This is a genomic window from Pseudomonas sp. TJI-51 (genome assembly GCF_000190455.2).
GTDB lineage: Bacteria > Pseudomonadota > Gammaproteobacteria > Pseudomonadales > Pseudomonadaceae > Aquipseudomonas > Aquipseudomonas juntendi.
The window spans coordinates 17658-41289 of the sequence record NZ_AEWE02000007.1 but is presented as its reverse complement, the minus strand read 5'-3'; the positions used below and the strand labels follow the sequence as shown (position 1 = coordinate 41289).

The 23632-nt window shown below is 61.4% G+C and carries 20 protein-coding genes; 3 read left to right on the top strand and 17 right to left on the bottom strand.

Annotated features, from left to right (window positions below):
* Window positions 1-58 precede the first annotated feature (58 nt).
* On the bottom strand, window positions 59-1063 hold the full coding sequence (locus tag G1E_RS01810) for an amidohydrolase family protein (protein ID WP_047149581.1): 1005 nt from the start codon (window positions 1061-1063) through the stop codon (window positions 59-61).
* 117 nt (window positions 1064-1180) lie between these two features.
* On the opposite strand from G1E_RS01810, the gene G1E_RS01805 reads away from it, so the two are divergent.
* Window positions 1181-2044, top strand: a complete 864-nt coding sequence (locus tag G1E_RS01805) for a pirin family protein (protein WP_009684695.1) — start codon at window positions 1181-1183, stop codon at window positions 2042-2044.
* A gap of 103 nt (window positions 2045-2147) precedes the next feature.
* On the opposite strand, the gene G1E_RS01800 is transcribed toward G1E_RS01805, so the two are convergent.
* The 4 genes from G1E_RS01800 to G1E_RS01785 form a co-directional block, all read right to left on the bottom strand.
* Window positions 2148-2873, bottom strand: coding sequence for a dienelactone hydrolase family protein (locus G1E_RS01800; protein ID WP_009684696.1), 726 nt, complete (start codon window positions 2871-2873; stop codon window positions 2148-2150).
* Between the two features lie 63 nt (window positions 2874-2936).
* Window positions 2937-4841: a molecular chaperone HtpG gene (gene htpG / locus G1E_RS01795; protein WP_009684697.1), complete on the bottom strand. Its 1905-nt coding sequence runs from the start codon at window positions 4839-4841 to the stop codon at window positions 2937-2939.
* Between the two features lie 69 nt (window positions 4842-4910).
* A complete protein-coding gene (locus G1E_RS01790) occupies window positions 4911-5393 on the bottom strand; it encodes a PaaI family thioesterase (protein ID WP_009684698.1) in 483 nt (160 codons plus the stop codon).
* Window positions 5390-5866 (bottom strand): PaaI family thioesterase, encoded by a 477-nt coding sequence (locus G1E_RS01785; RefSeq protein ID WP_009684699.1) that lies wholly within the window; start codon window positions 5864-5866, stop codon window positions 5390-5392. Before G1E_RS01785 ends, G1E_RS01790 begins: the two co-directional genes overlap by 4 nt.
* 152 nt (window positions 5867-6018) lie before the next feature.
* On the opposite strand from G1E_RS01785, the gene G1E_RS01780 reads away from it, so the two are divergent.
* Entirely contained in the window at window positions 6019-6282 is a 264-nt protein-coding gene (locus G1E_RS01780) for a hypothetical protein (protein WP_009684700.1), read from the top strand.
* Between the two features lie 65 nt (window positions 6283-6347).
* Here the strand turns inward: G1E_RS01780 and G1E_RS01775 are convergent, their stop codons facing one another.
* From G1E_RS01775 to sdhC, 11 genes are all read right to left on the bottom strand, one after another.
* Window positions 6348-7097 carry a DUF599 domain-containing protein gene (locus tag G1E_RS01775; protein WP_009684701.1) on the bottom strand — a complete coding sequence of 250 codons (750 nt, stop codon included), beginning with the start codon at window positions 7095-7097 and terminating at the stop codon, window positions 6348-6350.
* A gap of 217 nt (window positions 7098-7314) precedes the next feature.
* Window positions 7315-8628, bottom strand: a complete 1314-nt coding sequence (gene brnQ, locus G1E_RS01770; RefSeq protein ID WP_009684702.1) for a branched-chain amino acid transport system II carrier protein — start codon at window positions 8626-8628, stop codon at window positions 7315-7317.
* Between the two features lie 421 nt (window positions 8629-9049).
* Complete coding sequence (sucD, locus tag G1E_RS01765) at window positions 9050-9934, bottom strand: succinate--CoA ligase subunit alpha (protein WP_003254203.1); 885 nt, start codon at window positions 9932-9934, stop codon at window positions 9050-9052.
* Window positions 9934-11100, bottom strand: a complete 1167-nt coding sequence (gene sucC / locus G1E_RS01760; protein WP_003254205.1) for an ADP-forming succinate--CoA ligase subunit beta — start codon at window positions 11098-11100, stop codon at window positions 9934-9936. The genes sucD and sucC overlap by 1 nt, the downstream gene beginning before the upstream one ends.
* Window positions 11101-11272: 172 nt before the next feature.
* Window positions 11273-12709 carry a dihydrolipoyl dehydrogenase gene (lpdA, locus tag G1E_RS01755; RefSeq protein ID WP_009684703.1) on the bottom strand — a complete coding sequence of 479 codons (1437 nt, stop codon included), beginning with the start codon at window positions 12707-12709 and terminating at the stop codon, window positions 11273-11275.
* Window positions 12710-12805: 96 nt separating this feature from the next.
* Window positions 12806-14041 carry a 2-oxoglutarate dehydrogenase complex dihydrolipoyllysine-residue succinyltransferase gene (odhB, locus tag G1E_RS01750; RefSeq protein ID WP_047149580.1) on the bottom strand — a complete coding sequence of 412 codons (1236 nt, stop codon included), beginning with the start codon at window positions 14039-14041 and terminating at the stop codon, window positions 12806-12808.
* 42 nt (window positions 14042-14083) lie between these two features.
* The gene (locus G1E_RS01745; RefSeq protein WP_029886713.1) at window positions 14084-16915 is read right to left on the bottom strand and encodes a 2-oxoglutarate dehydrogenase E1 component; all 2832 of its coding nucleotides are present in this window, start codon (window positions 16913-16915) and stop codon (window positions 14084-14086) included.
* Window positions 16916-17161: 246 nt separating this feature from the next.
* Complete coding sequence (locus G1E_RS01740) at window positions 17162-17866, bottom strand: succinate dehydrogenase iron-sulfur subunit (protein WP_009684708.1); 705 nt, start codon at window positions 17864-17866, stop codon at window positions 17162-17164.
* 11 nt (window positions 17867-17877) lie between these two features.
* Window positions 17878-19650, bottom strand: coding sequence for a succinate dehydrogenase flavoprotein subunit (sdhA, locus tag G1E_RS01735; RefSeq protein WP_009684709.1), 1773 nt, complete (start codon window positions 19648-19650; stop codon window positions 17878-17880).
* Between the two features lie 3 nt (window positions 19651-19653).
* A complete protein-coding gene (sdhD, locus tag G1E_RS01730) occupies window positions 19654-20022 on the bottom strand; it encodes a succinate dehydrogenase, hydrophobic membrane anchor protein (RefSeq protein WP_008091903.1) in 369 nt (122 codons plus the stop codon).
* Entirely contained in the window at window positions 20016-20402 is a 387-nt protein-coding gene (sdhC, locus tag G1E_RS01725) for a succinate dehydrogenase, cytochrome b556 subunit (RefSeq protein WP_008091902.1), read from the bottom strand. The genes sdhD and sdhC overlap by 7 nt, the downstream gene beginning before the upstream one ends.
* Window positions 20403-20754: 352 nt before the next feature.
* Between sdhC and gltA the strand changes: the two genes are divergently transcribed.
* On the top strand, window positions 20755-22044 hold the full coding sequence (gene gltA / locus G1E_RS01720; protein ID WP_029886714.1) for a citrate synthase: 1290 nt from the start codon (window positions 20755-20757) through the stop codon (window positions 22042-22044).
* A 124-nt stretch (window positions 22045-22168) separates the two neighbouring features.
* Here the strand turns inward: gltA and G1E_RS01715 are convergent, their stop codons facing one another.
* A complete protein-coding gene (locus G1E_RS01715) occupies window positions 22169-23629 on the bottom strand; it encodes an efflux transporter outer membrane subunit (protein WP_047149579.1) in 1461 nt (486 codons plus the stop codon).
* Between the last annotated feature and the right edge of the window lie 3 nt (window positions 23630-23632).

Here is a 23632-nt window from a genome sequence, read left to right as displayed (position 1 = left end):
GCCCTGATGCGATCCCTGTGAGCTGGCTTGCCTGCGATAGGTCAGTACTGGTAAACCCTTACTTCTGCCTGGGCAACACAGCCAGGAAGTTCTCCTTGGCTACCTTGTTCGCCACCCCCTCCGGCAACGCATCCAGAAACGGCTTGAACCCGTGCATCTGCTCGCCCAGGCTGCCAAACTGCCCCACCACATCCGACCCCAGCATGAACCGCTCCGGGTACTTCTCGACCAACGCCAGCCATTCCTTGCGCGGCACACCCTTGTCATCCAGCAGATACGGCTGCAGCACACTCCACGACAGATCGACATACAGGTTCGGGTAATCCTCAAGCAACCGCGTCAGCACTGGCAGTAAAAAGTCCATCTGCGTCTGATGCCGGTGTATCTCCATGCTGCTGCCAGCATGGGCCCAGATGAACCGGGTGTGCGGGTGATTGCGTAGCGGCTCTTCGATTTCTGCCAGGTACAGCGGGTTGCGCTCGCGCTTGGAGGTGATGTTGGAGTGCAGCAGCACTGGCAGGTCGCGCTCAGCGGCCAGGTGATAGATCCGGGTCATGGCTTCGTTGTTGGCGCGCGGCGTTTCGCCACTGGTCAACGCAGTCAGGTCATCATGGCGGGTAAACACCTCCCCGATGCCCTGCCATAGCCCCGGGTACAGATCGAGCATACGCTCGATATGGCTGACGGCGTTCTTGTCCACCGGGTTGAACCCGCTCAGGAACGGGTGGAAGCGTTTACGCTGCTGCGGTGGCAACTGCTGGAGCGCGGCCGCCACATAGGTGTCGGTGGCGCTGTACCAGTAAGCATCGGCATCATCACCGGCGTAGTAACGCGGGCGCTTGGGCTCGTCTTCGTGCCACTTCTTGGCCACCGGAATGCCGGAAATCATCGACTGGTCAACGCCTGCCGCATCCATCGCCTTGAGCAATGCCGGCATCCCTTCGCTTTCCTGGAAGAAATCCACATAGTGCAGGTGGGCGTCACTGTAGCGGTAGTCACGCGCCTGTACCGCTTGGCACAAGCAAGCGGACAGTAACGCGCAGGCCAGCGCTTTGGCATTCATGGGCAGCTCCCTTCTCCTGGTATCAGACAAGGTAGACCGGCCGGTGCAGAAGACGGTTCAGGCACAGCAGGCAAACCGTTATGCTTGGGCATTGCCCCCTTGCCTGGAGCCCTTCTCATGAGCAGCACGCTGATCATTCGCCCCCGTGCAGAGTCGGTCGAGGGCCAGCCGATTCTGCGCCCGCTGCCAGCGGCGCAGCGCCGCAGTGTCGGCCCGTTCGTATTCTTCGATCACATGCTGAAAACCGCCTACGCCCCCGGGCGCGGCATGGACATCCGCCAACACCCGCACATCGGCCTTTCAACCCTGACTTACCTGTTCGAAGGGGCAATTCAGCACAAGGACAGCCTGGGCTCGGACCAGTTGGTGCTGCCCGGCGACGTCAGCTGGATGACGGCCGGTCGCGGCGTGGCGCACGTCGAGCGCACCCCTGCTGACGCCTTGGCCAAAGGGTCAAGCCTGCACGGCTTGCAGGTTTGGCTGGCCTCGCCACGTGAGCATGAACAAGGCGCGCCCAGCTACAGCCATCATCCTGCGGCCAGCCTGCCGGTCAGCGACAGCCTGGGGGTGCGCATCTGCATGATTGCCGGCACCGGGTTCTGCCTGGCGTCACCGGTGCCGGTGCTGTCCCCTACCCTCTATGCCCAGGTACAGATGCAAACGGCGACTACCTTGCAGGTGCCGAACGAGCACGTGGAGCGGGCGCTGTACCTGTTGGAGGGCGAACTGCAGATGAACGGCGAGGATGTGGCGCCGTGCAGCCTGGTGGTGCTGCCGGAGGGCGAAGAGGTGACGCTGTGTGCGCAAGGTGAATGCCAGCTGGTACTGATTGGCGGCGCGCCGCTGGATGGGCCGCGGCGGATGAACTGGAACTTTGTCGCCAGTGACCCGGCGCTGATCGAGCAGGCCAGGGCCAAATGGGCTGCGGGGGATTGGCCGGTCGTGCCGGGGGAGAGCTCGAGGATCGAGTTGCCTCGCTGATTGGGGCCACTTTGCGCCCCTTCGCGGGCTTGCCCGCTCCCACAGGGTGAGAGTTGGGAACGGGCAAGCCCGCGAAGGGCTGCACAGCAGCCCCACTATGCGATCAGCGCTGGAACACTTCAGTCAGCAGGTTATGCATCGAACGGAACGCCCGCTCCGAGGTGCGCCGGTCATACTGCATCTTGCCCGGCACATTGGCGCCAGGGTCGGTGAACGAATGCACGGCCCCGCCATAGCTGAGCAACTGCCAGTCGACCTTGGCCGCATTCATCTCGTCCTCGAATGCCGGCAGCTGCTCTTTCGGCACCAATGGGTCCGATGCACCGTGCAGCACCAGCACCGAGCCCTTGATGCGCTTGGCATCCTCGGGGTTCGGCGTGTCCAATGTGCCGTGGAACGACACTGCCGCACGCAAGTCGGCGCCGCTGCGCGCCAGCTCCAGCGCACAGCAACCCCCGAAGCAGAAGCCGAAGGTGGCAACTTTGCCAGGCTCCAGCAGCGCCTTGGACTGCCCCAGCAACTGGGCCAGGGCCTCCTGCATGCGCTTGCGAAGTTCGCCGCGGTCGTTCTTGAGCGGCATCATCGCTGCGCCCGCTTCGTCCGCATTGGACGGGCGCACCGACTGCCCATACAGGTCGGCGAGCAACACCACATAGCCCTTTTCGGCCACTTCCTTGGCGATGCGTTCGGCACCTTCGCCAATCCCCATCCAGTTCGGTGCCATGACCAGGCCCGGGCGCCCCAGCGCCCCGGGCTCGTAGACCAGGCGGCTTTCGTAGGTTCGGCCGGACAGGTGATACACCAGCGATTCGACGATTACTTTGCTCATCAGGCACTCCATTGGCACTCGTCATAAAAAAGCCCGCCGAAGCGGGCTTTCCTCTGCATCAACTCAAGCAGACAGCTCGACCAGCAGCTTGTTCAGGCGACGAACGTACGCTGCCGGGTCTTTCAGGCTGTCCCCGGCCGCCAGGGCCGCCTGATCGAAGAGGATATGCGACAGCTCGGCGAAACGGTCTTCGCTCTGCTCGTTGTCCAGCTTGTCGATCAGCGGGTGGCTTGGGTTGAACTCGAAGATCGGCTTGGACTCCGGCACTTTCTGCCCACTGGCCTCGAGGATCTGGCGCATCTGCAGGCCAAGGTCCTGCTCACCAATGGCCAGGATCGCCGGGGAGTCGGTCAGGCGGTGCGACACGCGGACTTCGGCCACGCTTTCACCCAATGCACCTTTCAGGCGCTCGACCAGGCCTTCCTTGTCCTTGGCGACTTCTTCCTGGGCTTTCTTGTCCTCTTCGGAGTCCAGCTTGCCCAGGTCCAGGTCGCCGCGGGCGACGTCGACGAAGGCCTTGCCGTCGAATTCGTTGAGGTAGCTCATCAGCCACTCGTCGATGCGGTCGGTCAGCAGCAACACTTCGATGCCTTTCTTGCGGAAGACTTCCAGGTGCGGGCTGTTCTTGACCTGCGCGTAGGACTCACCGGTGAGGTAGTAGATCTTGTCCTGGCCTTCCTTGGCGCGCGCCAGGTAGTCGGCCAGGGCAACGCTCTGCTCGCCGCTGTCGTCGTGGGTGGAGGCAAAACGCAGCAGGCTGGCGATCTTCTCTTTGTTGGCGAAGTCTTCGGCCGGGCCTTCCTTCAGCACCTGGCCGAAGTTTTTCCAGAAGCCCTTGTACTGCTCAGGCTCGTTCTTCGCCAACTTCTCCAGCATGTCCAGCACGCGCTTGGTCAGCGCGGTCTTCATCGAGTCGATGATCGGGTCTTTCTGCAGGATTTCACGCGACACGTTCAGCGACAGGTCGTTGGAGTCGACCACACCTTTGATGAAGCGCAGGTACAGCGGCAGGAACGACTCGGCCTGGTCCATGATGAACACGCGCTGTACATACAGCTTCAGGCCGCGTGGCGCTTCGCGCTGGTACAGGTCGAACGGCGCGCGGGCCGGCACATACAGCAGCGAGTTGTATTCAAGCTTGCCTTCGACCTTGTTGTGGCTCCAGGCCAGCGGGTTCTCGAAGTCGTGGCCGATGTGCTTGTAGAACTCCTGGTATTCCTCGTCCTTCACGTCGCTGCGCGAACGGGTCCACAGGGCGCTGGCACGGTTGACGGTTTCCCACTCTTCGGCCGGCTGCTCTTCACCTTCGGCAGCCGCCTGCTCTTTCGGCAACTGGATAGGCAAGGCGATATGGTCGGAGTACTTCTTGACCACGTTGCGCAAACGCCAGCCATCGGCGAACTCCTGCTCGTCCTTCTTCAGGTGCAGGACGATGCGGGTACCGCGCTGGGGCTTGTCGACAGTGGCGACTTCGAACTCACCCTCGCCACGGGACGACCAATGCACGCCTTCGGCAGCCGGCTGGCCGGCGCGACGGCTGTACACGTCAACCTTGTCGGCAACGATGAACGCGGAATAGAAGCCCACGCCGAACTGGCCGATCAGGTGCGAGTCCTTCTTCTGGTCACCGGTGAGGTTCTTCATGAAGTCGGCAGTGCCGGACTTGGCGATGGTGCCCAGGTGGGTGATGACGTCTTCGCGGCTCATGCCGATACCGTTGTCCTCGAGGGTCACGGTACCCGCCTCCTTGTCGAAGCTCAGGCGAATCTTCAGGTCGGCGTCGCCTTCCAGCAACTCTGGCTTGGCCAGCGCCTCGAAGCGCAGCTTGTCGGCGGCGTCGGAGGCGTTGGAGATCAGTTCACGCAGGAAGATCTCCTTGTTCGAATACAAGGAATGGATCATGAGGTGCAGCAGTTGCTTTACCTCGGTCTGGAAGCCAAGCGTTTCTTTCTGAGTCTCCACACTCATGGTCTTCAAAACTCCGATCTGATTGCAATGGCGCCTGGCGGGCGGTACAGCCTGCTTTAACGGCGGATGTCATGCAGATGGGGGCTGCCCGGATGATTTCAAGGGCTTTTGCGGTTCGATCTTGAAATGCGCGCGGGCCGTGGCAATCGGCGACTGGCGGTCGCCCTGCCAGGCGGTAATGGCCACGTTGGTCACCCGTCGCCCCTGGCGCCACAATTGGCACTGGGCGTAGGTATCGCGCAACAGCCCGGCGCGCAGGTAGTCGATGGAGAAATCGATGATCTTCGGAATGCTGGCGCTGTCGCTGTAGATCAGCAGGTACAGCGCTGCCGACAGCTCCATGAAGCCGGCAATCACCCCGCCATGGATAGCGGGCAAGAGGGGGTTGCCGATAGTGTCCGGATTGGCCGGCAGGCGGAACAGCAGGTCATCCCCCTCGCGCTCGCATTCGATGCCGATCAACCCCGCGTAGGGAATCAATGCCAGCAAGGGGCGGTAGTCACCTTGCGCGTGTGCTGCATTGAGTTGCTGGCGAATGGACGGCGGAATCATGACCCGCCCTCCTTCAGGCTGCTGCCGAAGCGGATGCCGCCTTTGACCTGCGGGCCCAACCGCATGAACGTACCCACCACCTGGCAGATCGGCCGCTCGGGGTCGTCCTGGTAGGCGCTGCCACGGGTGAAGATCACGTCGCGGGTCACCCGGTAACACTGGGCATGCCCATGGATGTCCTTGCCCGGTACCGACGGGTGCATGTAGTCGATGCGCAGATCCAGGGTCGGGCATACCTCGAAGCGCGGCAGTGCGCATAGCGTGGCCATGCCGCAGGTGGTGTCCATCAGCGTTGTCAGCGCCCCACCGTGTACGGCACCGGTTTGCGGGTTGCCGACAATGGCCGGCGACCAGGGCAGGACCAGCGTCATGCCAGTTTCATCCGCCTGTGCCACACGCATCTGCAACAACTGGCAGTGTTTCAATGCCGAAAGAAAACGCTCGGCCATGGACATCAAGGTCGCATCACTCATAGGCTGTTACCACGTCCCTTCCAAACGGCATAGGTGGGTTCAAAAGTCCATGTAGAACGGGGCGTTATATATCTGAAACCTTCGTTGAACTTATTCCAAGTGGCTGCACTCGAAGGAACAAGTCACTTATCACACCAAGGAGAAACACCCCCATGCGTAAACCATTTGCTTTTGCTCTGATGCTGGCTGCTGCCATGGGCCTGGCTGCTTGCGATAAAGCGAGCGAAGACAAAGCCCAAGATGCGCAGGAACATGCCGAGCAAGCCCAGGAAAAGATGGGCGAAGCTCAGGATAAAATGAACGACGCCGCCAAGGAAAACGCCGAAGCTGCCAAAGATCAGGCTGAAGCCGAGCAAAAGGCTGCCGAAGAAGCCGCCCCGGCTACTCCGGCGCCGGCAGAACCTGCCAAGCAGTAATCAGCCCGATAAAAAAACCCGACGTTGTCGGGTTTTTTTTTGCGTTGAATTCACGGTTAATCGTTTCAGTTCACTGCTACACCACCCTCTTTCAATGGCTCGCTGCTGACACTATCCGTGGGGGTAAAGACCATCACCTCCAGCACATCGGAATGGAACTCCCGCCGGTACAAGATCAATACAACACCCACACTCATGCCCATGAACAACCACGGGCTGATGAACCAGCTCAACATGGCCATGCCGAAGTAATAGGAACGTAAACCAAGGTTGAACTGGTTGGCCGCCAGCGACAACACCCGTGCTGCCCGCGAGGCGAACGCCTTGCGTTCCAGTTCGTTGACCTGCCGTTCGCCAATCATCGGTGCCGAGCCAACCAGTACGGCAGCAAAGTTGTATTGGCGCATGCACCAGCTGAAAGTGAAGAAGGCGTACACGAAGACCATGGCCAGGCACAACAACTTGATCTCCGACATGCCCTGCGAAGTCTGCTGCACCAGCGGCAGGTCGGCCAGCAGCGACAGCGCCCTGTCGGAGGCCCCCAGCACGGTGAGGATACCGGCCAGGATGATCAAGGTGCTGGAGGCGAAGAACGACGCGTTGCGCTCCAGGTTGCCGATCACGCTGGCATCGGCAATACGGTTATCGCGCAGCAACATGCGCCGCATCCAGTCTTCACGGTACAGGTGCAGCACGCTGGCCAGGCACGCGGTGTCGCGCCCTTTCCAGATCGCATACCGGGTATAGCCACCCCAGCACAGGGCGAACCAGGCGACGGCCAGCAGGTTGTTGAGGTTGCTTTGGATGAAATTCATGCAGGATTCCCGAAAAGGCCAGGTGCCTGAAGGATAGGGACCGGGTTTCGACGCTGGCAAGCGGCAAAAGGCACACATTCCTGCTGAAATTCGTACTGCCGGTGTGGGCCAGAAAAAAGCCCCGCATCGTTGCCGATACGGGGCTCTGCAGCTTGCACCTTGGGCGGGCACCCTTCGGCTTGTGGCCGGTGCCGCCCCCAAGGCTTGGCCCGGCGCGTCAGGCCAGCGCTTCGCGCGGCTTGCCCAGCATGCGGTCGCAGGCGACGGCGCCCATCAGGGTCACCACCGATGGCACCAGCCAGGCCATGCCGGCATCGCTCAACGGCAGGTGCGCCATGAAGTCCGGGAGCATATGGGCAAGGCTGCTGCCCTTGATCGCATCGACCATGCCGAACACCAGCGACACCAGCATGACCGGCGCCAGGATACGGGTCGGCGAATGCCACAGGTCTTTCACGAAACTCAGGCCGACTACCACGATGCAGGGCGGGTAGATGGCGGTAAGTACCGGGATCGAGAACATGATCAACTTGGTCAGGCCAAGGTTGGAAATCAACAGCGAGAAGCCAGCCAGGATCACCACCAGGGCGCGGTACGACAGCGGCAGGATCTGGCTGAAGTACTCGGCGCATGCGCAGGTCAGGCCCACCGCAGTCACCAGGCAGGCCAGCGCGATCAGCACCGCAAGGAAGCCGCTGCCCAACGAACCGAAGGTGTGCTGTACGTAGGCATGCAGAACGGCCGCGCCATTGGTGGCATCTGCCGCGATATCGTGGCTGGTGGCGCCCAGACGGAACAGGCTGATGTAGACCAGGGCCAGGCCGACACCGGCGATCAGGCCGGCGATGATGGCATAACGGGTAATCAGCTTCGGCGACTCGACACCGCGCGAGCGGATGGCGTTGACGATGACGATACCGAACACCAGGGCCCCCAGGGTATCCATGGTCAGGTAGCCATCGGAGAAGCCTTTGGAGAAGGCCGCGGCCGAATAAGCCGGCTGCGCGTCACCCATGCCCCCTGCCGGCAGGGCAAAGGCGGCAATGCCCAGTACGGCCAGGGCGATGATCTTCAGCGGCGCCAGGAAGCGGCCCACGGTATCGAGCAACTTGCCGGGGTACATCGACACGGCCAGCACCACAGCGAAATACACCAGGCTGTAGATGAACAGCGCCAGCGGGCTTTCCCCGGTCAGCGGAGCAACACCCACTTCGAACGAAACGGTCGCCGTACGCGGGGTAGCGAACAGTGGGCCGACCGACAGGTAGCAGACAGCCGCCAGCAAGCCGCCGAAGAATTTGCCGATCGGGCTGCTCAGGGCATCCATGCCACCACCGACCTTGGCCAGGGCGACCACGGTGATGACCGGCAGGCCTACGGCCGTGACCAGGAAGCCCAGCGCCGCCATCCACACATGGGGGCCGGACTGCAGGCCGACGATAGGCGGGAAGATGATGTTGCCTGCACCCACAAAAAGCGCAAACGTCATAAAGCCAAGCGCCAGGATATCCTGGCCTTTGAGAACTTTCATTTTAAGGTAGTACCACACTGCTGAAATCGGGATTCGAGAGGGGATTTCCCTTTGGATGAGGGGAAATGCTGCCCGGCTTGATAGGCCAGACCCGTTTAGCGTGTCGTTCCCTTTTGGGGTACGGGCACAGAGTGAGCGCGTAATGTAACCGTTTTGTCAGTCAAACGCACTGGAACAGTGCTGCTTGTCCGATGTGCGTACATGTTTGTCGTCTGTGCGACCGAAGACAGAAGGAATTATCCTCGGTTTAAACGCTGCGTCTGTGTGAAAATTCCTATCAAACCCATCGAAAAATCTACAGTGCCTGTTCTGGCCTCTTCGCGGGCTTGCCCGCGAAGAGTTCGGCACAGGAATACAGAACCCCACAAACGACAAAGGCCACCCGAAGGTGGCCTCTGTGCGCGTGGGGGGTGTAGCGGTATTACTTCTTGGCTTCCCAACCGGTCAGCTCGGCCAGGGCCTTGCCTATGTCGGCCAGGGAACGCACGGTTTTCACACCCGCGTCCTGCAGGGCTGCAAACTTCTCGTCTGCAGTGCCTTTGCCGCCAGAAATGATGGCGCCAGCGTGGCCCATGCGCTTGCCGGCAGGTGCGGTAACACCAGCGATGTAGGAAACGACAGGCTTGGTCACGTGGGCCTTGATGTAGGCCGCTGCTTCTTCTTCAGCCGAACCGCCGATCTCGCCGATCATGACGATCGCTTCGGTCTTCGGGTCTTCCTGGAACAGCTTCAGGATATCGATGAAGTTGGAGCCCGGAATCGGGTCACCGCCGATACCGACACAGGTCGACTGGCCGAAGCCGGCGTCGGTGGTCTGCTTCACAGCTTCGTAGGTCAGGGTGCCGGAGCGCGACACGATACCGACCTTGCCTGGCAGGTGGATGTGGCCTGGCATGATGCCGATCTTGCACTCGCCCGGGGTGATGACACCTGGGCAGTTAGGGCCGATCAGGGTCACGCCCAGCTCGTCGCACTTGACCTTGGCATCCAGCATGTCCAGGGTTGGAATGCCTTCGGTGATGCAGACGATCAGCTTGATGCCGCCGAAGGCTGCTTCCAGGATCGAGTCCTTGCAGAAAGGAGCCGGTACGTAGATGACCGAAGCATCAGCGCCGGTAGCTTCCACGGCTTCCTTCACGGTGTTGAACACCGGCAGGCCCAGGTGGGTGGTGCCACCCTTGCCTGGGGTTACGCCGCCGACCATCTTGGTGCCGTAGGCGATGGCCTGTTCGGAGTGGAAAGTACCCTGCGAGCCGGTGAAGCCCTGGCAGATGACTTTGGTGTCTTTATTGATCAGGACGCTCATTACTTGCCCTCCGCAGCTTTGACAACTTGTTGAGCAGCGTCGGTCAGGCTGGTTGCCGCAATGATGTTCAAACCGCTTTCTGCCAGTACTTTAGCGCCCAGTTCGGCGTTGTTGCCTTCAAGGCGAACGACGACCGGAACCTTGACACCGACTTCTTTCACTGCACCGATGATGCCTTCGGCAATCATGTCGCAGCGAACGATGCCGCCGAAGATGTTGACCAGAACGGCCGCGACATTGCTGTCGGACAGAATGATCTTGAACGCTTCGGTAACGCGCTCTTTGGTAGCACCGCCGCCAACGTCGAGGAAGTTGGCCGGCTTGCCGCCGTGCAGGTTGACGATGTCCATGGTACCCATGGCCAGGCCGGCACCGTTGACCATGCAGCCGATGTTGCCTTCGAGGGCAACGTAGTTCAGTTCGAACTTGGCAGCGTGGGCTTCACGGGCGTCGTCCTGCGACGGGTCGTGGAAGGTTTTCAGCTTAGGCTGACGGTACATGGCGTTGGCGTCGATGTTGATCTTGGCATCGAGGCAGTGCAGGTCGCCATCGGCCTTGATCACCAGCGGGTTCACTTCCAGCAGTGCCAGGTCGTGATCCTTGAACAGCTTGGCCAGGCCTACGAAGATCTTGGCGAACTGTTGAACTTGCTTGCCTTCCAGGCCCAGCTGGAATGCCAGCTCGCGACCCTGGAACGGCTGTGCGCCGACCAGTGGGTCGATGGTGGCCTTGAGGATTTTCTCAGGCGTTTCGTGAGCGACTTTCTCGATGTCCACGCCACCTTCGGTGGAGGCCATGAACACGATGCGGCGGCTCGAACGATCGACTACAGCGCCCAGGTACAGCTCTTTGGCGATGTCAGTGCAGGATTCGACCAGAATCTTGGAGACGGGTTGACCGTTGGCATCGGTCTGGTAGGTAACCAGATTCTTGCCCAACCACTGTGCAGCGAACGCCTTGGCGTCTTCCTTGCTGCGAACCAGCTTGACGCCGCCCGCTTTACCGCGACCACCCGCGTGAACCTGGGCTTTGACTACCCACTCGTTCCCGCCGATCTTGTCGCAGGCTTCTGCAGCTTGCTCAGGGGTATCGACTGCGAAACCCTTGGAAACTGGCAGGCCGTACTCAGCGAACAGCTGCTTACCCTGATACTCGTGAAGATTCATGCTTTTTACCGTCTTCGTTAGGTACTGCGCTTCGGCGCTGCGCCATTACTGGCGCCGCGCCACCTGTGACCGTTGACCCCGGGTTATCCCATGTGATCCGGTCCGGCGGACGTTCCGCGGTGAGTCATGCACGCAAGACTCACGACGGGCTGCCCGCCGTGGTTTCTTATGATTAACGCTTCTTACGGTTGGCCACGTGAATGGCGCCGCCATTCACAGCCAGCGCTGCTTCATGCAGCGCTTCGGACAGGGTTGGATGGCTGAAGACCATCATGCCCAGGTCCTCGGCACTGGTGCCGAATTCCATTGCGATTGCGCCCTGCTGCACCAGTTCGGCAGCCGATGGGCCAATCACGTGTACACCCAGCACGCGGTCGGTCTTGGCGTCGGCGATGACCTTGACGAAACCACCGGTGTCGTTGGCCGCCATCGCACGGCCGCTGGCCGCGAACGGGAAGGTGCCTACGTTAACCTCAACACCCTCGGCCTTCAAGGATTGTTCGGTCTTGCCGACCCACGCGATTTCCGGGTGGGTGTAGATCACCGAAGGGATCAGGTCGTAGTTCATCTGGGCCTTGTGGCCCTTGATGCGCTCAACCACCATGATGCCCTCTTCCGAGGCCTTGTGCGCCAGCATCAGGCCACGCACCACGTCACCGATGGCATAGACGCCCGGCACGCTGGTCGCGCAGTGGTCGTCGACGTAGATGTAGCCACGCTCGTCGATGGTCACGCCGCTGTCGGAAGCCAGCAGGTCGGTGGTCACCGGACGGCGGCCGACCGCAACGATCAGCTTGTCGAAGGTGATCTTCTGCTCGCCTTCGGCGTTGGTGTAGGTGACTTCGACTTCGTCGCCGTTGACTTTCGAGCCGGTCACGCGCGCGCCGAGCTTGATGTCCAGGCCTTGTTTGGTCAGGGTCTTCTGGGCTTCTTTCGACACGGCAGTGTCGGCAGCCATCAGGAAGGTGTCCAGGGCTTCCAGCACGGTGACTTCAGCACCCAGGCGAGCCCATACCGAGCCCAGCTCCAGGCCGATGACGCCAGCACCGATCACGCCCAGGCGCTTGGGTACGGCCTGGAATTCCAGGGCGCCGGTGGAGTCGACGATGACGTTCTGGTCGACAGGCGCTGGCGGAATGTCGATCGGACGCGAGCCGGAGGCCAGGATAACGTTCTCGGCTTCGATCACTTCGGTGGTGCCGTCAGCCTTGGTGACTTCGACCTTTTTGCCCGCCAGCAGCTTGCCGTGGCCCTGGATCGAAGTAACACCGTTGGCCTTGAAAAGGGTGGCCACGCCACCGGTCAGGTTCTTGACGATGCCAGCCTTGCGGCCAACCATCGCGGCAACGTCCATCTTCACTTCACCGGTGGAGATGCCATGCACGTTGAAGCTTTCTTTGGCTTCCTTGTACTTCCAGGAGCTGTCCAGCAGGGCCTTGGAAGGAATGCAACCGACGTTCAGGCAGGTGCCGCCCAGGGCCAGCTTGCCCTCGGCGTCGGTGTACTTCTCGATGCAGGCAGTCTTCAGACCGAGTTGTGCGGCCTTGATGGCAGCGACATAACCGCCAGGACCTGCACCGATTACCACTACGTCGAATTTCTGGGTCATAAAAGATTCCTTTTGAGCTTCAAGCAGCAAGCTGCAAGCTGCGAGACAGACAGGCTTCGACTTGAAGCTTGCCGCTCGCAGCTTACAGCCGCGCGATTAGATGTCCAGCAGCAGGCGAGACGGATCTTCCAGCAGGTTCTTGATGGTGACCAGGAAGGTTACCGCTTCCTTGCCATCGATCAGGCGGTGATCGTAGGACAGCGCCAGGTACATCATCGGGCGAATCACCACTTGGCCGTTAACGGCCATCGGGCGCTGGATGATGTTGTGCATGCCGAGGATCGCGGCCTGCGGCGGGTTGACGATCGGGGTCGACATCATCGAACCGAAAGTACCGCCGTTGGTGATGGTGAAGGTGCCACCGGTCATCTCTTCGATCGACAGCTTGCCGTCACGGGCCTTCTTGCCGAAGGTGGCGATGCCGTTTTCGATTTCGGCCAGGCTCATCGATTCGGCGTTACGCAGTACCGGTACCACCAGGCCACGGTCGCTGGACACCGCGACGCCGACGTCGGCATAGCCGTGGTAGACGATGTCGTTGCCGTCGATCGAGGCGTTGACCGCCGGGAAGCGCTTCAGCGCCTCGGTGGCAGCCTTGACGAAGAACGACATGAAGCCCAGGCGCACGCCGTTGTGGGTCTTCTCGAACAGGTCCTTGTACTTCGAACGCAGGGCCATGACTTCGGTCATGTCCACTTCGTTGAAGGTGGTCAGCATGGCCATGCTCGACTGGGCTTCTACCAGGCGCTCGGCGATCTTGGCACGCAGGCGGGTCATCGGGACGCGCTTCTCGGTGCGGTCGCCAGCAGCGGTGACCACCGGGGCAGCAGCAGCGGCAGCAGGCTTGGCAGCCGGCGCAGCGGCAGGTGCCGACTTCTTGTTGGCAACCGCTGCAACCACGTCTTCCTTGGTGACGCGACCACCTTTGCCGGTACCGGCAACGCTGGCCAGGTCGATGCCGTTTTCTTCGGCCAGCTTGCGCGCAGCCGGGGCGGCGACCGGGTCGTCTTCACCAGCATCGGCAGGGGCCGCCGCGGGGGGGGNNGCGGGTGCAGCGGCAGGTGCAGCGGCGGCAGCAGGTGCGGCAGCAGCGCCGCCTTCAACGATCGAACCCAGCACCTCGTCGGACAGGACGGTGTCGCCCTCGCCCTTGACGATGTCGCCCAGCACGCCGTCAGCGGTAGCCAGCACTTCCAGGACGACCTTGTCGGTCTCGATGTCGACGATCAGCTCGTCACGCTTGACGGCTTCGCCCGGCTTCTTGTGCCAGGTGGCAACGGTGCCATCGGCAACCGATTCCGGGAAGGTTGGGGCTTTGATCTCGATAGCCATTATCTGTATTTCCTTAAATTCGGTTTCAGGTGCGCGAAGGCGTTAGACAGTGAAGGCGTCTTGCAGCAGTTTTTCCTGCTGTTCGGCGTGCTTCGAAGCGTAACCACAAGCAGGCGCGGCGGAAGCGTCGCGGCCGGCGTATTCCAGGACCAGCGCCTTGTTGTGGCGGCCCAGGATACGGCGCATGTGGTGCTGGCTGCTGTACCAGGCACCCTGGTTCATCGGCTCTTCCTGACACCACACGGCATGCTTGAGGTTGGTGTACGGCGCCAGGATTTCGACCAGGTCATCCTCCGGGAACGGATACAACTGCTCGATACGCACGATGGCGATGTCTTCGCGGCCCTCGGCACGGCGTTTCTCCAGCAGGTCGTAGTAGACCTTGCCGCCGCACAGGACCAGGCGTTCGACCTTGGCCGGATCGAGGTTGTCGATTTCCGGGATCACGGTCTGGAACGAGCCTTCTGCCAGGTCTTCCAGGGTCGAAACGGCCAGCTTGTGACGCAGCAGCGACTTCGGTGTCAGCACGATCAGCGGCTTGCGCAGCGGGCGAATGACCTGACGACGCAGCAGGTGGTAGATCTGCGCCGGCGTGGTTGGCACGCAGACCTGGATGTTGTGCTCGGCACACAGCTGCAGGTAACGCTCCAGGCGCGCGGAGGAGTGCTCCGGGCCCTGCCCTTCATAGCCGTGCGGCAGCAGCATGGTCAGGCCGCACAGGCGACCCCACTTGTGCTCGCCGCTGGTGATGAACTGGTCGATGACCACTTGCGCACCGTTGGCGAAGTCGCCGAACTGGGCTTCCCAGATCACCAGCGCGTTCGGCGTGGTGGTCGAGTAGCCATACTCGAAGGCCAGCACGGCTTCTTCCGACAGGAAGGAGTCGTACAGCTCGAACATCGGCTGGCCCGGGAACAGGTTCTTCAGCGGTACGTAGGTGCCGGCATCCTTCTGGTTGTGCAGCACTGCATGGCGGTGCGAGAAGGTGCCACGGCCGATGTCCTGGCCGGTCATGCGGATCGGGTGACCTTCGAACTGCAGGGTGGCGTAGGCCATGGTTTCTGCATAGCCCCAGTTGATCGGCAAGCCACCGGCCTGCATCTTCTGGCGGTCTTCGTAGATCTTCGCCACCTGGCGCTGGACGACGAAGCCTTCCGGGATTTCCAGCAGCTTGGCCGACAGGTCCTGCAAGGTCTTGAGGTCGAAGCGGGTGTCGTGACGCGCAGTCCAGGCATGGCCCAGGTAGGGGCGCCAGTCGACGAACAGCTCGCGGTTCGGCTCCTTGACCAGGCTTTTCACCACGTGCAGACCGTTGTCCAGCGCGTTGCGGTACTCGTCGATCTTCGCCTGGGCACGCTCGGCATCGATACGGCCAGCCTGGATCAGCGACTCGGCGTACAGCTCGCGGGTGGTACGCTGCTTGGTGATCTGCTGGTACATCAGCGGCTGGGTGCCGCTCGGCTCGTCGGCCTCGTTGTGGCCGCGACGGCGGTAGCAGACCAGGTCGATGACCACGTCACGCTTGAACTGCATGCGGTAGTCGATGGCCAGCTGGGTGACGAACAGCACTGCTTCCGGGTCATCGCCGTTCACGTGCAGGATCGGCGCCTGGATCATCTTGGCCACGTCGGTGGCGTACTCGGTGGAGCGCGCGTCCAGCGGGTTGCTGATGGTGAAACCAACCTGGTTGTTGATCACGATGTGCACGGTGCCGCCGGTCTTGAAACCGCGGGTCTGCGACATCTGGAAGGTTTCCATGACCACACCCTGGCCGGCGAATGCAGCGTCGCCGTGGATCGAGATCGGCAGCACCTTGTCGCCAACGGTGTCGTTGCGGCGGTCCTGACGGGCGCGCACCGAACCCTCGACCACCGGCGAAACGATTTCCAGGTGGGACGGGTTGAACGCCATGGCCAGGTGCACTTCGCCACCGGAGGTCATCACGTTCGAGGAGAAGCCCTGGTGATATTTCACGTCACCGGAGCCCAGCTCGTTCATCTTCTTGCCTTCGAACTCGTCGAACAGCTCGCGCGGGCTCTTGCCGAAGGTGTTCACCAGCACGTTCAGACGGCCACGGTGGGCCATGCCGATGACGACTTCCTTGGTGCCGTAGGAGCCGGAACGCTGGATCATTTCGTCCAGCATCGGGATCAGGCTCTCGCCACCTTCCAGGCCGAAGCGCTTGGTGCCTGGGTACTTGGTGCCCAGGTATTTTTCCAGGCCTTCACCGGCGGTAACGCGCTCGAGCAGGTGGGCCTGCACGTCAGCGGAGTATTCCGGACGGCCGCGCACGCTTTCCAGGCGCTGCTGGAACCAGCTGCGCTGCTCGGAATCGACGATGTGGGTGAACTCGGCGCCAATGGTGCGACAATATGTCTTCTGGAGTGCATCCAGGATGTCGCGTAGGCTCGCCTCCTCTTTGCCGATGAACAGGTCGCCGGCACGGAAGGTCGTATCAAGATCGGCATTGGTCAAGCCGTAGTGATTGATCGACAGGTCTACGGGCGCAGGGCGCTGCCACAACCCCAACGGGTCGAGCTTGGCAGCCTGATGGCCGCGCATACGATAGGCCTGGATCAGTCGCAGAACTTCAACCTGCTTCTTCTCGTGTTCACTGCTCACGCTCCCGGCAGATACCGGTTGGGCGCGGCGCTGGTTCTTTGCCAGCAGTACGAAATGGTCGCGGATTGTCGAGTGCGATACATCAGTAGCGGTGCTGCCGTCGGCTGGCAACTTCTGGAAGTAAGTGCGCCACTCTTCTGGCACAGCGTTAGGGTCGTGCAGGTAGAGCTCGTAGAGCTCTTCCACATATGCAGCGTTACCACCTGAAAGGTGGGCGCTATCCCACATGCGCTGCATCACGCTTTCTTGCATGCTTGGTCACCCTCGATTAGGGGACTGATCGGCGAGAGCCGAAGCAAACCTGGAAAAGTCCGAAAACAGCGACTGAACCACGCCACCTGGATCCTGCTGATTTTCCGGGTACCAGCCCGGAAAGCCCCTGCTGGTCTCATATCTTCATAGGTAATGAGCGCGGGCTTTTTGGGCCCTTGCTCGGGTTTTACCTCAGTGCGGGCTCACCGCCCGCACCTCGGCTTACTGCAGGTACAACACGGTGTATCAGGTGCCGCTTTGCAGCAGCATGTTACGTACGTGGCCGATTGCCTTGGTCGGGTTGAGACCTTTCGGGCAAACGTTCACGCAGTTCATGATCCCGCGGCAGCGGAATACGCTGAACGGGTCATCCAGGGACGCCAGGCGCTCCTGAGTCTTGGTGTCGCGGCTGTCGGCCAGGAAACGGTAGGCCTGCAGCAGCGCGGCCGGGCCCAGGAACTTGTCCGGGTTCCACCAGAACGACGGGCAGGAAGTCGAGCAGCAAGCGCACAGGATGCACTCGTACAGGCCGTCCAGCTTTTCGCGGTCTTCCGGCGACTGCAGGCGCTCGATGGCCGGGGCCGGCGTGTCGTTCTGCAGGAACGGCTTCACCTTCTCGTACTGCTTGTAGAAGATGCTCATGTCGACCACCAGGTCACGAATGACCGGCAGGCCTGGCAGAGGGCGCAGAACCAGCTTGTTGCCCTTGACCACCGCCGACAGCGGGGTGATGCAGGCCAGGCCGTTCTTGCCGTTCATGTTCATGCCGTCGGAACCGCACACGCCTTCACGGCAGGAACGACGATACGAGAAACCTTCGTCCTTTTCCTTGATCAGGGCCAGTACGTCCAGCACCATCAAGTCCTTGCCGCCGGTATCGACGTCGAACGACTCCATTTTTGGCGCCGAATCGGTATCCGGGTTGTAACGATAAACTTCGACTTTCAACATAGCAGCCACCCTTAGTAAGTCCGGACTTTTGGTTCGAAGGCTGGAACAGTCTTCGGCGCAAAGTTGACGCCACGCTTGGCAACGCGCTTCTCACCCGGGTAGTACAGGGTGTGGCACAGCCAGTTTTCGTCGTCACGGTCTTCGAAGTCTTCACGGGCGTGAGCGCCACGGGACTCTTTACGGGCTTCGGCCGCGATGGCGGTAGCTTCGGCGACTTCCAGCAGGTTCTGCAGCTCCAGCGCTTCGATACGCGCGGTGTTGAAGGCCTGGGACTTGTCGTTGATCTTGACGTTGGCGATGCGCTCACGCAGGCCGGCCAGTTGCTCGATACCCTTCTGCATGTATTCGCCGGTACGGAACACACCGAAGTAGTTCTGCATGCAGCTCTGCAGCTCGCGCTTCAGGCTGGCTACGTCTTCACCGGAAGTACGCTCGTTGAGCTTGTTCAGGCGGTTCAGGGCAACATCGATATCGGTGTCGCTGGCGTCGAGGTGCTCGATACCGTCGCTCAGTGCCTTCTCCAGGTGCAGGCCGGCAGCACGGCCGAATACCACCAGGTCGAGCAGCGAGTTGCCGCCCAGGCGGTTGGCACCGTGTACCGATACGCACGCAACTTCGCCTACGGCGAACAGGCCAGGGATGATGTGATCCTTGCCTTCTTCGTCCATGGTGATGGCCTGGCCATGAATGTTGGTGGCAACACCACCCATCATGTAGTGGCAGGTCGGAACCACCGGCACCGGCGCGACAACCGGGTCGACGTGGGCGAAGGTCTTGGACAGTTCGCAGATACCTGGCAGGCGGCTGTGCAGCACTTCTTCGCCCAGGTGGTCCAGCTTCAGCAGCACGTGGTCCTTGTTCGGGCCCACGCCGTTGCCGGCGATGATTTCCTTGACCATGGAACGGGCGACCACGTCGCGGCCGGCCAGGTCTTTGGCGTTCGGCGCGTAACGCTCCATGAAGCGCTCGCCGTGGGCGTTGATCAGGTAGCCACCCTCACCACGGCAACCTTCGGTGACCAGTACACCGGCGCCGGCGATGCCGGTCGGGTGGAACTGCCACATTTCGATGTCCTGCACCGGAACGCCTGCACGCAGGGCCATGCCGATACCGTCACCGGTGTTGATCAGGGCGTTGGTGGTGGAGGCGTAGATACGACCGGCACCGCCAGTGGCCAACACGGTAGCCTTGGACTTGATGTACATGGTTTCGCCGGTTTCGATGCAGATCGCGATCACACCAACGAAAGCGCCTTCCTTGTTTTTCACCAGGTCAACGGCGTAGTACTCGTTGAGGAAGGTGGTGCCGGCCTTCAGGTTACCCTGGTACAGGGTGTGCAGCAGCGCATGACCGGTACGGTCGGACGCCGCGCAGGTGCGGGCGGCCTGGCCACCTTTACCGAAGTCCTTGGACTGGCCACCGAACGGGCGCTGGTAGATACGGCCGGTCTCGGTACGCGAGAACGGCAGGCCCATGTGGTCCAGCTCGAACACGGCAGCCGGGCCTTCCTGACACATGTATTCGATAGCGTCCTGGTCACCGATGTAGTCGGAACCCTTGACGGTATCGTACATGTGCCAGCGCCAGTCGTCGTTCGGGTCGGCCGAAGCGATGGCGCAGGTGATGCCACCCTGGGCGGATACAGTGTGCGAACGGGTCGGGAAGACCTTGGTGACTACGGCAGTCTTGTGGCCGCCTTGAGCCAGTTGCAGCGCAGCGCGCATGCCGGCGCCGCCGCCACCGATGATGATGGCGTCGAAAGAAATGGTTGGAATGCTAGCCATGAATCAGATACCCCAGAGAATCTGCACACCCCAGACGAAGTAAGCGAACATCGCAACGCCGCATACCGCCTGGAACAGGAAACGAATCGCAGTTGCCGACTTGCCGAACGACATAGGCGTCAGGTAGTCGGTAGCAATGGTCCACATGCCGACCCAGGCGTGAGCGCCGAGGGCAACGAGGGCCAGCAAGCTGAAGATTCGCATCGCGTTGTTGGAGAACAGACCATGCCACTGGGTGTAGTCGATGCCTGGGTGGGCGACCACGTAGCCGATCAGGAAGATGAAATAAGCCGCGAGAACGACCGCAGATACGCGCTGCGCCATCCAGTCATAGAGGCCCGAACGCGACAGGTTCGTGACATTGGTTACCATACCCAAACTCCCACCAGAACGATCAGCACCACGGAGATGACGATCACGATTTTCGAGCCCAGCTTGCCGCCTTCCAGCGTCTCGCCGATGCCCATGTCCATGATCAGGTGACGAACACCTGCCACGAGGTGATAAAGCAGGGCAGACAACAGCCCCCAGGTCACGAACTTGGCCAGCGGGCTGGTCAGACACGCCTTCACCTCGCCGAAGCCTTCCTCGGAACCCAGCGATTTGCCCAGTGCATAAAGCATGATGGCAAGGCCGATGAACAGGATGACGCCGGAGATACGGTGCAGGATGGACGTGTACGCAGTGACAGGGAGCTTGATGGTCCTTAGGTCTAGGTTTACAGGTCGTTGGCTTTTCACGGCTTTTTTCACACTGAAGAGCCCCTAGCGAATCAGGGCAAAGTTGTTGGTAAGTGTACTGGTCAGGTACCCACCACCCAGGGAACGGCGACCCCCAGCAGTTCGGGCTTGCAAGCCCCTGGCGGTCGGGTGCCGAGTATAGACAGTTAGGCTGCTTATGACAACGTGACGGGGTAGCCCAAATAGCGCATTGCCTTTAATGAGCAAAAGGCGTAAATGGGCGAGAATTTCGGGAAAAATCAGGCTTGAATGCCTGATTCAACAAGCCTTTAGGCAAATTGACATCTGAATTTATCCCTCTATAGTGGTGCGGGCCCTGCGTGGGGGGTCTGTCTGATGATTTCAAGCATTAATAGGAGGCCACATGGCTGACAAAAAAGCGCAGTTGGTCATCGAGGGCGCTGCCCCCGTCGAGCTGCCCATTTTAACCGGCACCGTTGGTCCTGATGTAATCGACGTCCGCGGGTTAGGGGCCACTGGTCACTTCACCTTCGACCCTGGTTTCATGGCGACCGCCTCGTGCGAGTCGAAGATCACCTACATTGACGGCGACAAAGGGATCCTGCTGCACCGCGGCTACCCGATCGAACAGCTCGCCGAGCAATCCGACTACCTCGAAACCTGCTACCTGCTGCTCAACGGCGAACTGCCGAATGCCGAGCAGAAGGCGCAGTTCGTCAGCACCGTGAAAAACCACACCATGGTTCACGAGCAGCTGAAGTCGTTCTTCAACGGTTTCCGCCGCGACGCCCACCCGATGGCGGTCATGTGCGGTGTGGTCGGTGCCCTGTCGGCGTTCTACCACGACTCCCTGGACATCAATAACCCGCAACACCGCGAAATCTCCGCGGTGCGCCTGGTCGCGAAGATGCCGACCCTGGCGGCGATGGTTTACAAGTACTCCATGGGCCAGCCGATGATGTACCCGCGCAACGACCTGTCGTACGCGGAAAACTTCCTGCACATGATGTTCAACACCCCGTGCGAGATCAAACCGATCAGCCCGGTACTGGCCAAGGCAATGGACCGGATCTTCATCCTCCATGCCGACCATGAGCAGAACGCCTCCACCTCCACCGTGCGCCTGGCCGGCTCGTCGGGTGCCAACCCGTTCGCCTGTATCGCCGCGGGCATCGCTGCCCTGTGGGGCCCGGCGCACGGCGGTGCGAACGAAGCCGTACTGACCATGCTCGATGAAATCGGCGATGTCTCGAACATCGACACCTTCATCGCCAAGGCCAAGGACAAGAACGACCCGTTCAAGCTGATGGGCTTCGGTCACCGCGTCTACAAGAACCGTGACCCGCGCGCCACCGTGATGAAACAGACCTGCGATGAAGTACTGCGCGAGCTGGGCATCAAGAACGACCCGCAGCTGGAACTGGCCATGCGCCTGGAAGAGATCGCACTGACCGATCCGTACTTCATCGAGCGCTCGCTGTACCCGAACGTCGACTTCTACTCGGGGATCATCCTCAAGGCGATCGGCATTCCAACCAGCATGTTCACCGTGATCTTCGCCCTGGCACGTACCGTGGGCTGGATTTCGCACTGGAAGGAAATGCTCTCCAGCCCGTACAAGATCGGCCGTCCGCGCCAGCTGTACACCGGCGAGCAGAAGCGCGACATCGTTGCCCTCGGCGACCGCAAGTAAGGCTTGATCGGGTAACGCTTCAGCCCCCCGGCCAGCCCTTGGGCCGCGCGCACGCCTGGTGTCGCGCGGCCCAAGGGCTGGCTCATGCCCTCCCCCGGCGATACGCATCAGCCACCCAGGCCAACTAGCGTGCGACTTGCGCAGCACTGCCCACGATTGCCGTCGGCCCTGGTGACCAGCCACCCCCGAGCGCCTTGAACAGGTTAACCTGGTTGATCTCGCGCGCCAGCTCCAGCTCCAGCCAACGCTGCTGCGCACCGAACAGCGAGCGCTGGGCGTCCATGGTCGAGAAGTAGCTGTCCAGACCTGCCTCGAAACGCAGCCGCGACTGCCGGTAGGCTTGTTCATAGTCCTCGACCAGCTGCCGCTGGGCCGCGACCTGCGGCAGCATCTCCTGCCGCGCATTCAACGCATTGGCCGCTTCACGGAAGGCGTTGAGCACGGTCTGCTCGTAAGCAGCCACACGCTGGTCGTATTGGGCCCAAGTGGCATCCACCCCTGCCCTGCGCTGGCCGGCATCGAGCAATGTCAGCGAACCGAGCGCCGCCAGGTTCCAGAACTGAGCCGGGCTTGTCAGCAGCCGCGAAAAGTCCCCACTCAGGCTACCCAGCGCGCCTGTCAACGAAAAGCTGGGGAAATAGGCGGCCCGCGCACTGCCGATTTCTGCATTGGCAGCGCGTAGCTGAGCCTGCGCCGCCCGAATGTCGGGCCGCCGCTCAAGCAGGCTTGAAGGCACCCCGGCGGGTACATCGGCTGTCGCCATCTGCGCCCCAAGCTGGCCCTCCGGCAACAGCCCGGCCGGGACCGTTTGCCCTACCAGCACCCGCAACGCATTGAGGTTCTGCGCCACTTGCATCCGGTAGGTACTGACTTGCACGGCAGCAGTGTTGGTGATGGCATCGGCTTGGTGGACATCGATGCGTGCGGTCGAACCCAGGTTGAAACTGGAACGCAGCAATTGCCCGAAATGCTGCTGGGATTCGAATGTGCGCTCTGCCAGCCCAAGCAAGCTCTGATTGGCCTTGAGCGTCAGCCAGGTCCCGGCCACTTCGCCGATCAAGGCCATGCGTGCAGCCTGGTAGTCGGCCAGCGTGGCATGAAAGCGCGCCTCGGCCGCATGGGCCTGGCTTCGTGCCCGGCCGAAGAAGTCCAGCTCATAGGCCGTGAACCCCACGGTGGCCTGGAAGGTGTTGGCCACGCTGCCGGCGCTGGAGCCGCCCCCGGGGGTTTGCTCCAGCGCCGGCAACTTTGCGCGCCCGGCATAGGTGTCGACGCCCAGGCTGGGGTACAGCGCTGCCGCGGCGCCCTGATAGCCTGCCCTGGCCTGCGCCACGCTGGCTGCGGCTTGCTGCAAGTCACGGTTGTCGACCAGGGCCAACTCGATCAACCGGCGCAAGCGGCTGTCACTGACGAACGCTCGCCAATCCGGGTCGAAAGCGTTTCGCGGATCACAGCAGCCCGCCTCGACGCTATCCGGCCAGCCGGTGTCCATGGGGGACGCCGGTGTCTCGTAGGCAGGCTCGAGCGAACAGCCGGCCAAAGACAGTTGAGCGGCCAACATCACACACTGCAGGGGTCTAGTCATGGG

Bases quoted from the DNA above. Each gene is read 5' to 3' on its own strand.
- G1E_RS01810 (WP_047149581.1), bottom strand. From the start codon at position 1,063: ATGAATGCCAAAGCGCTGGCCTGCGCGTTACTGTCCGCTTGCTTGTGC.
- G1E_RS01805 (WP_009684695.1), top strand. From the start codon at position 1,181: ATGAGCAGCACGCTGATCATTCGCCCCCGTGCAGAGTCGGTCGAGGGC.
- G1E_RS01800 (WP_009684696.1), bottom strand. From the start codon at position 2,873: ATGAGCAAAGTAATCGTCGAATCGCTGGTGTATCACCTGTCCGGCCGA.
- htpG (WP_009684697.1), bottom strand. From the start codon at position 4,841: ATGAGTGTGGAGACTCAGAAAGAAACGCTTGGCTTCCAGACCGAGGTA.
- G1E_RS01790 (WP_009684698.1), bottom strand. From the start codon at position 5,393: ATGATTCCGCCGTCCATTCGCCAGCAACTCAATGCAGCACACGCGCAA.
- G1E_RS01785 (WP_009684699.1), bottom strand. From the start codon at position 5,866: ATGAGTGATGCGACCTTGATGTCCATGGCCGAGCGTTTTCTTTCGGCA.
- G1E_RS01780 (WP_009684700.1), top strand. From the start codon at position 6,019: ATGCGTAAACCATTTGCTTTTGCTCTGATGCTGGCTGCTGCCATGGGC.
- G1E_RS01775 (WP_009684701.1), bottom strand. From the start codon at position 7,097: ATGAATTTCATCCAAAGCAACCTCAACAACCTGCTGGCCGTCGCCTGG.
- brnQ (WP_009684702.1), bottom strand. From the start codon at position 8,628: ATGAAAGTTCTCAAAGGCCAGGATATCCTGGCGCTTGGCTTTATGACG.
- sucD (WP_003254203.1), bottom strand. From the start codon at position 9,934: ATGAGCGTCCTGATCAATAAAGACACCAAAGTCATCTGCCAGGGCTTC.
- sucC (WP_003254205.1), bottom strand. From the start codon at position 11,100: ATGAATCTTCACGAGTATCAGGGTAAGCAGCTGTTCGCTGAGTACGGC.
- lpdA (WP_009684703.1), bottom strand. From the start codon at position 12,709: ATGACCCAGAAATTCGACGTAGTGGTAATCGGTGCAGGTCCTGGCGGT.
- G1E_RS01745 (WP_029886713.1), bottom strand. From the start codon at position 16,915: ATGCAAGAAAGCGTGATGCAGCGCATGTGGGATAGCGCCCACCTTTCA.
- G1E_RS01740 (WP_009684708.1), bottom strand. From the start codon at position 17,866: ATGTTGAAAGTCGAAGTTTATCGTTACAACCCGGATACCGATTCGGCG.
- sdhA (WP_009684709.1), bottom strand. From the start codon at position 19,650: ATGGCTAGCATTCCAACCATTTCTTTCGACGCCATCATCATCGGTGGC.
- sdhD (WP_008091903.1), bottom strand. From the start codon at position 20,022: ATGGTAACCAATGTCACGAACCTGTCGCGTTCGGGCCTCTATGACTGG.
- gltA (WP_029886714.1), top strand. From the start codon at position 20,755: ATGGCTGACAAAAAAGCGCAGTTGGTCATCGAGGGCGCTGCCCCCGTC.
- G1E_RS01715 (WP_047149579.1), bottom strand. From the start codon at position 23,629: ATGACTAGACCCCTGCAGTGTGTGATGTTGGCCGCTCAACTGTCTTTG.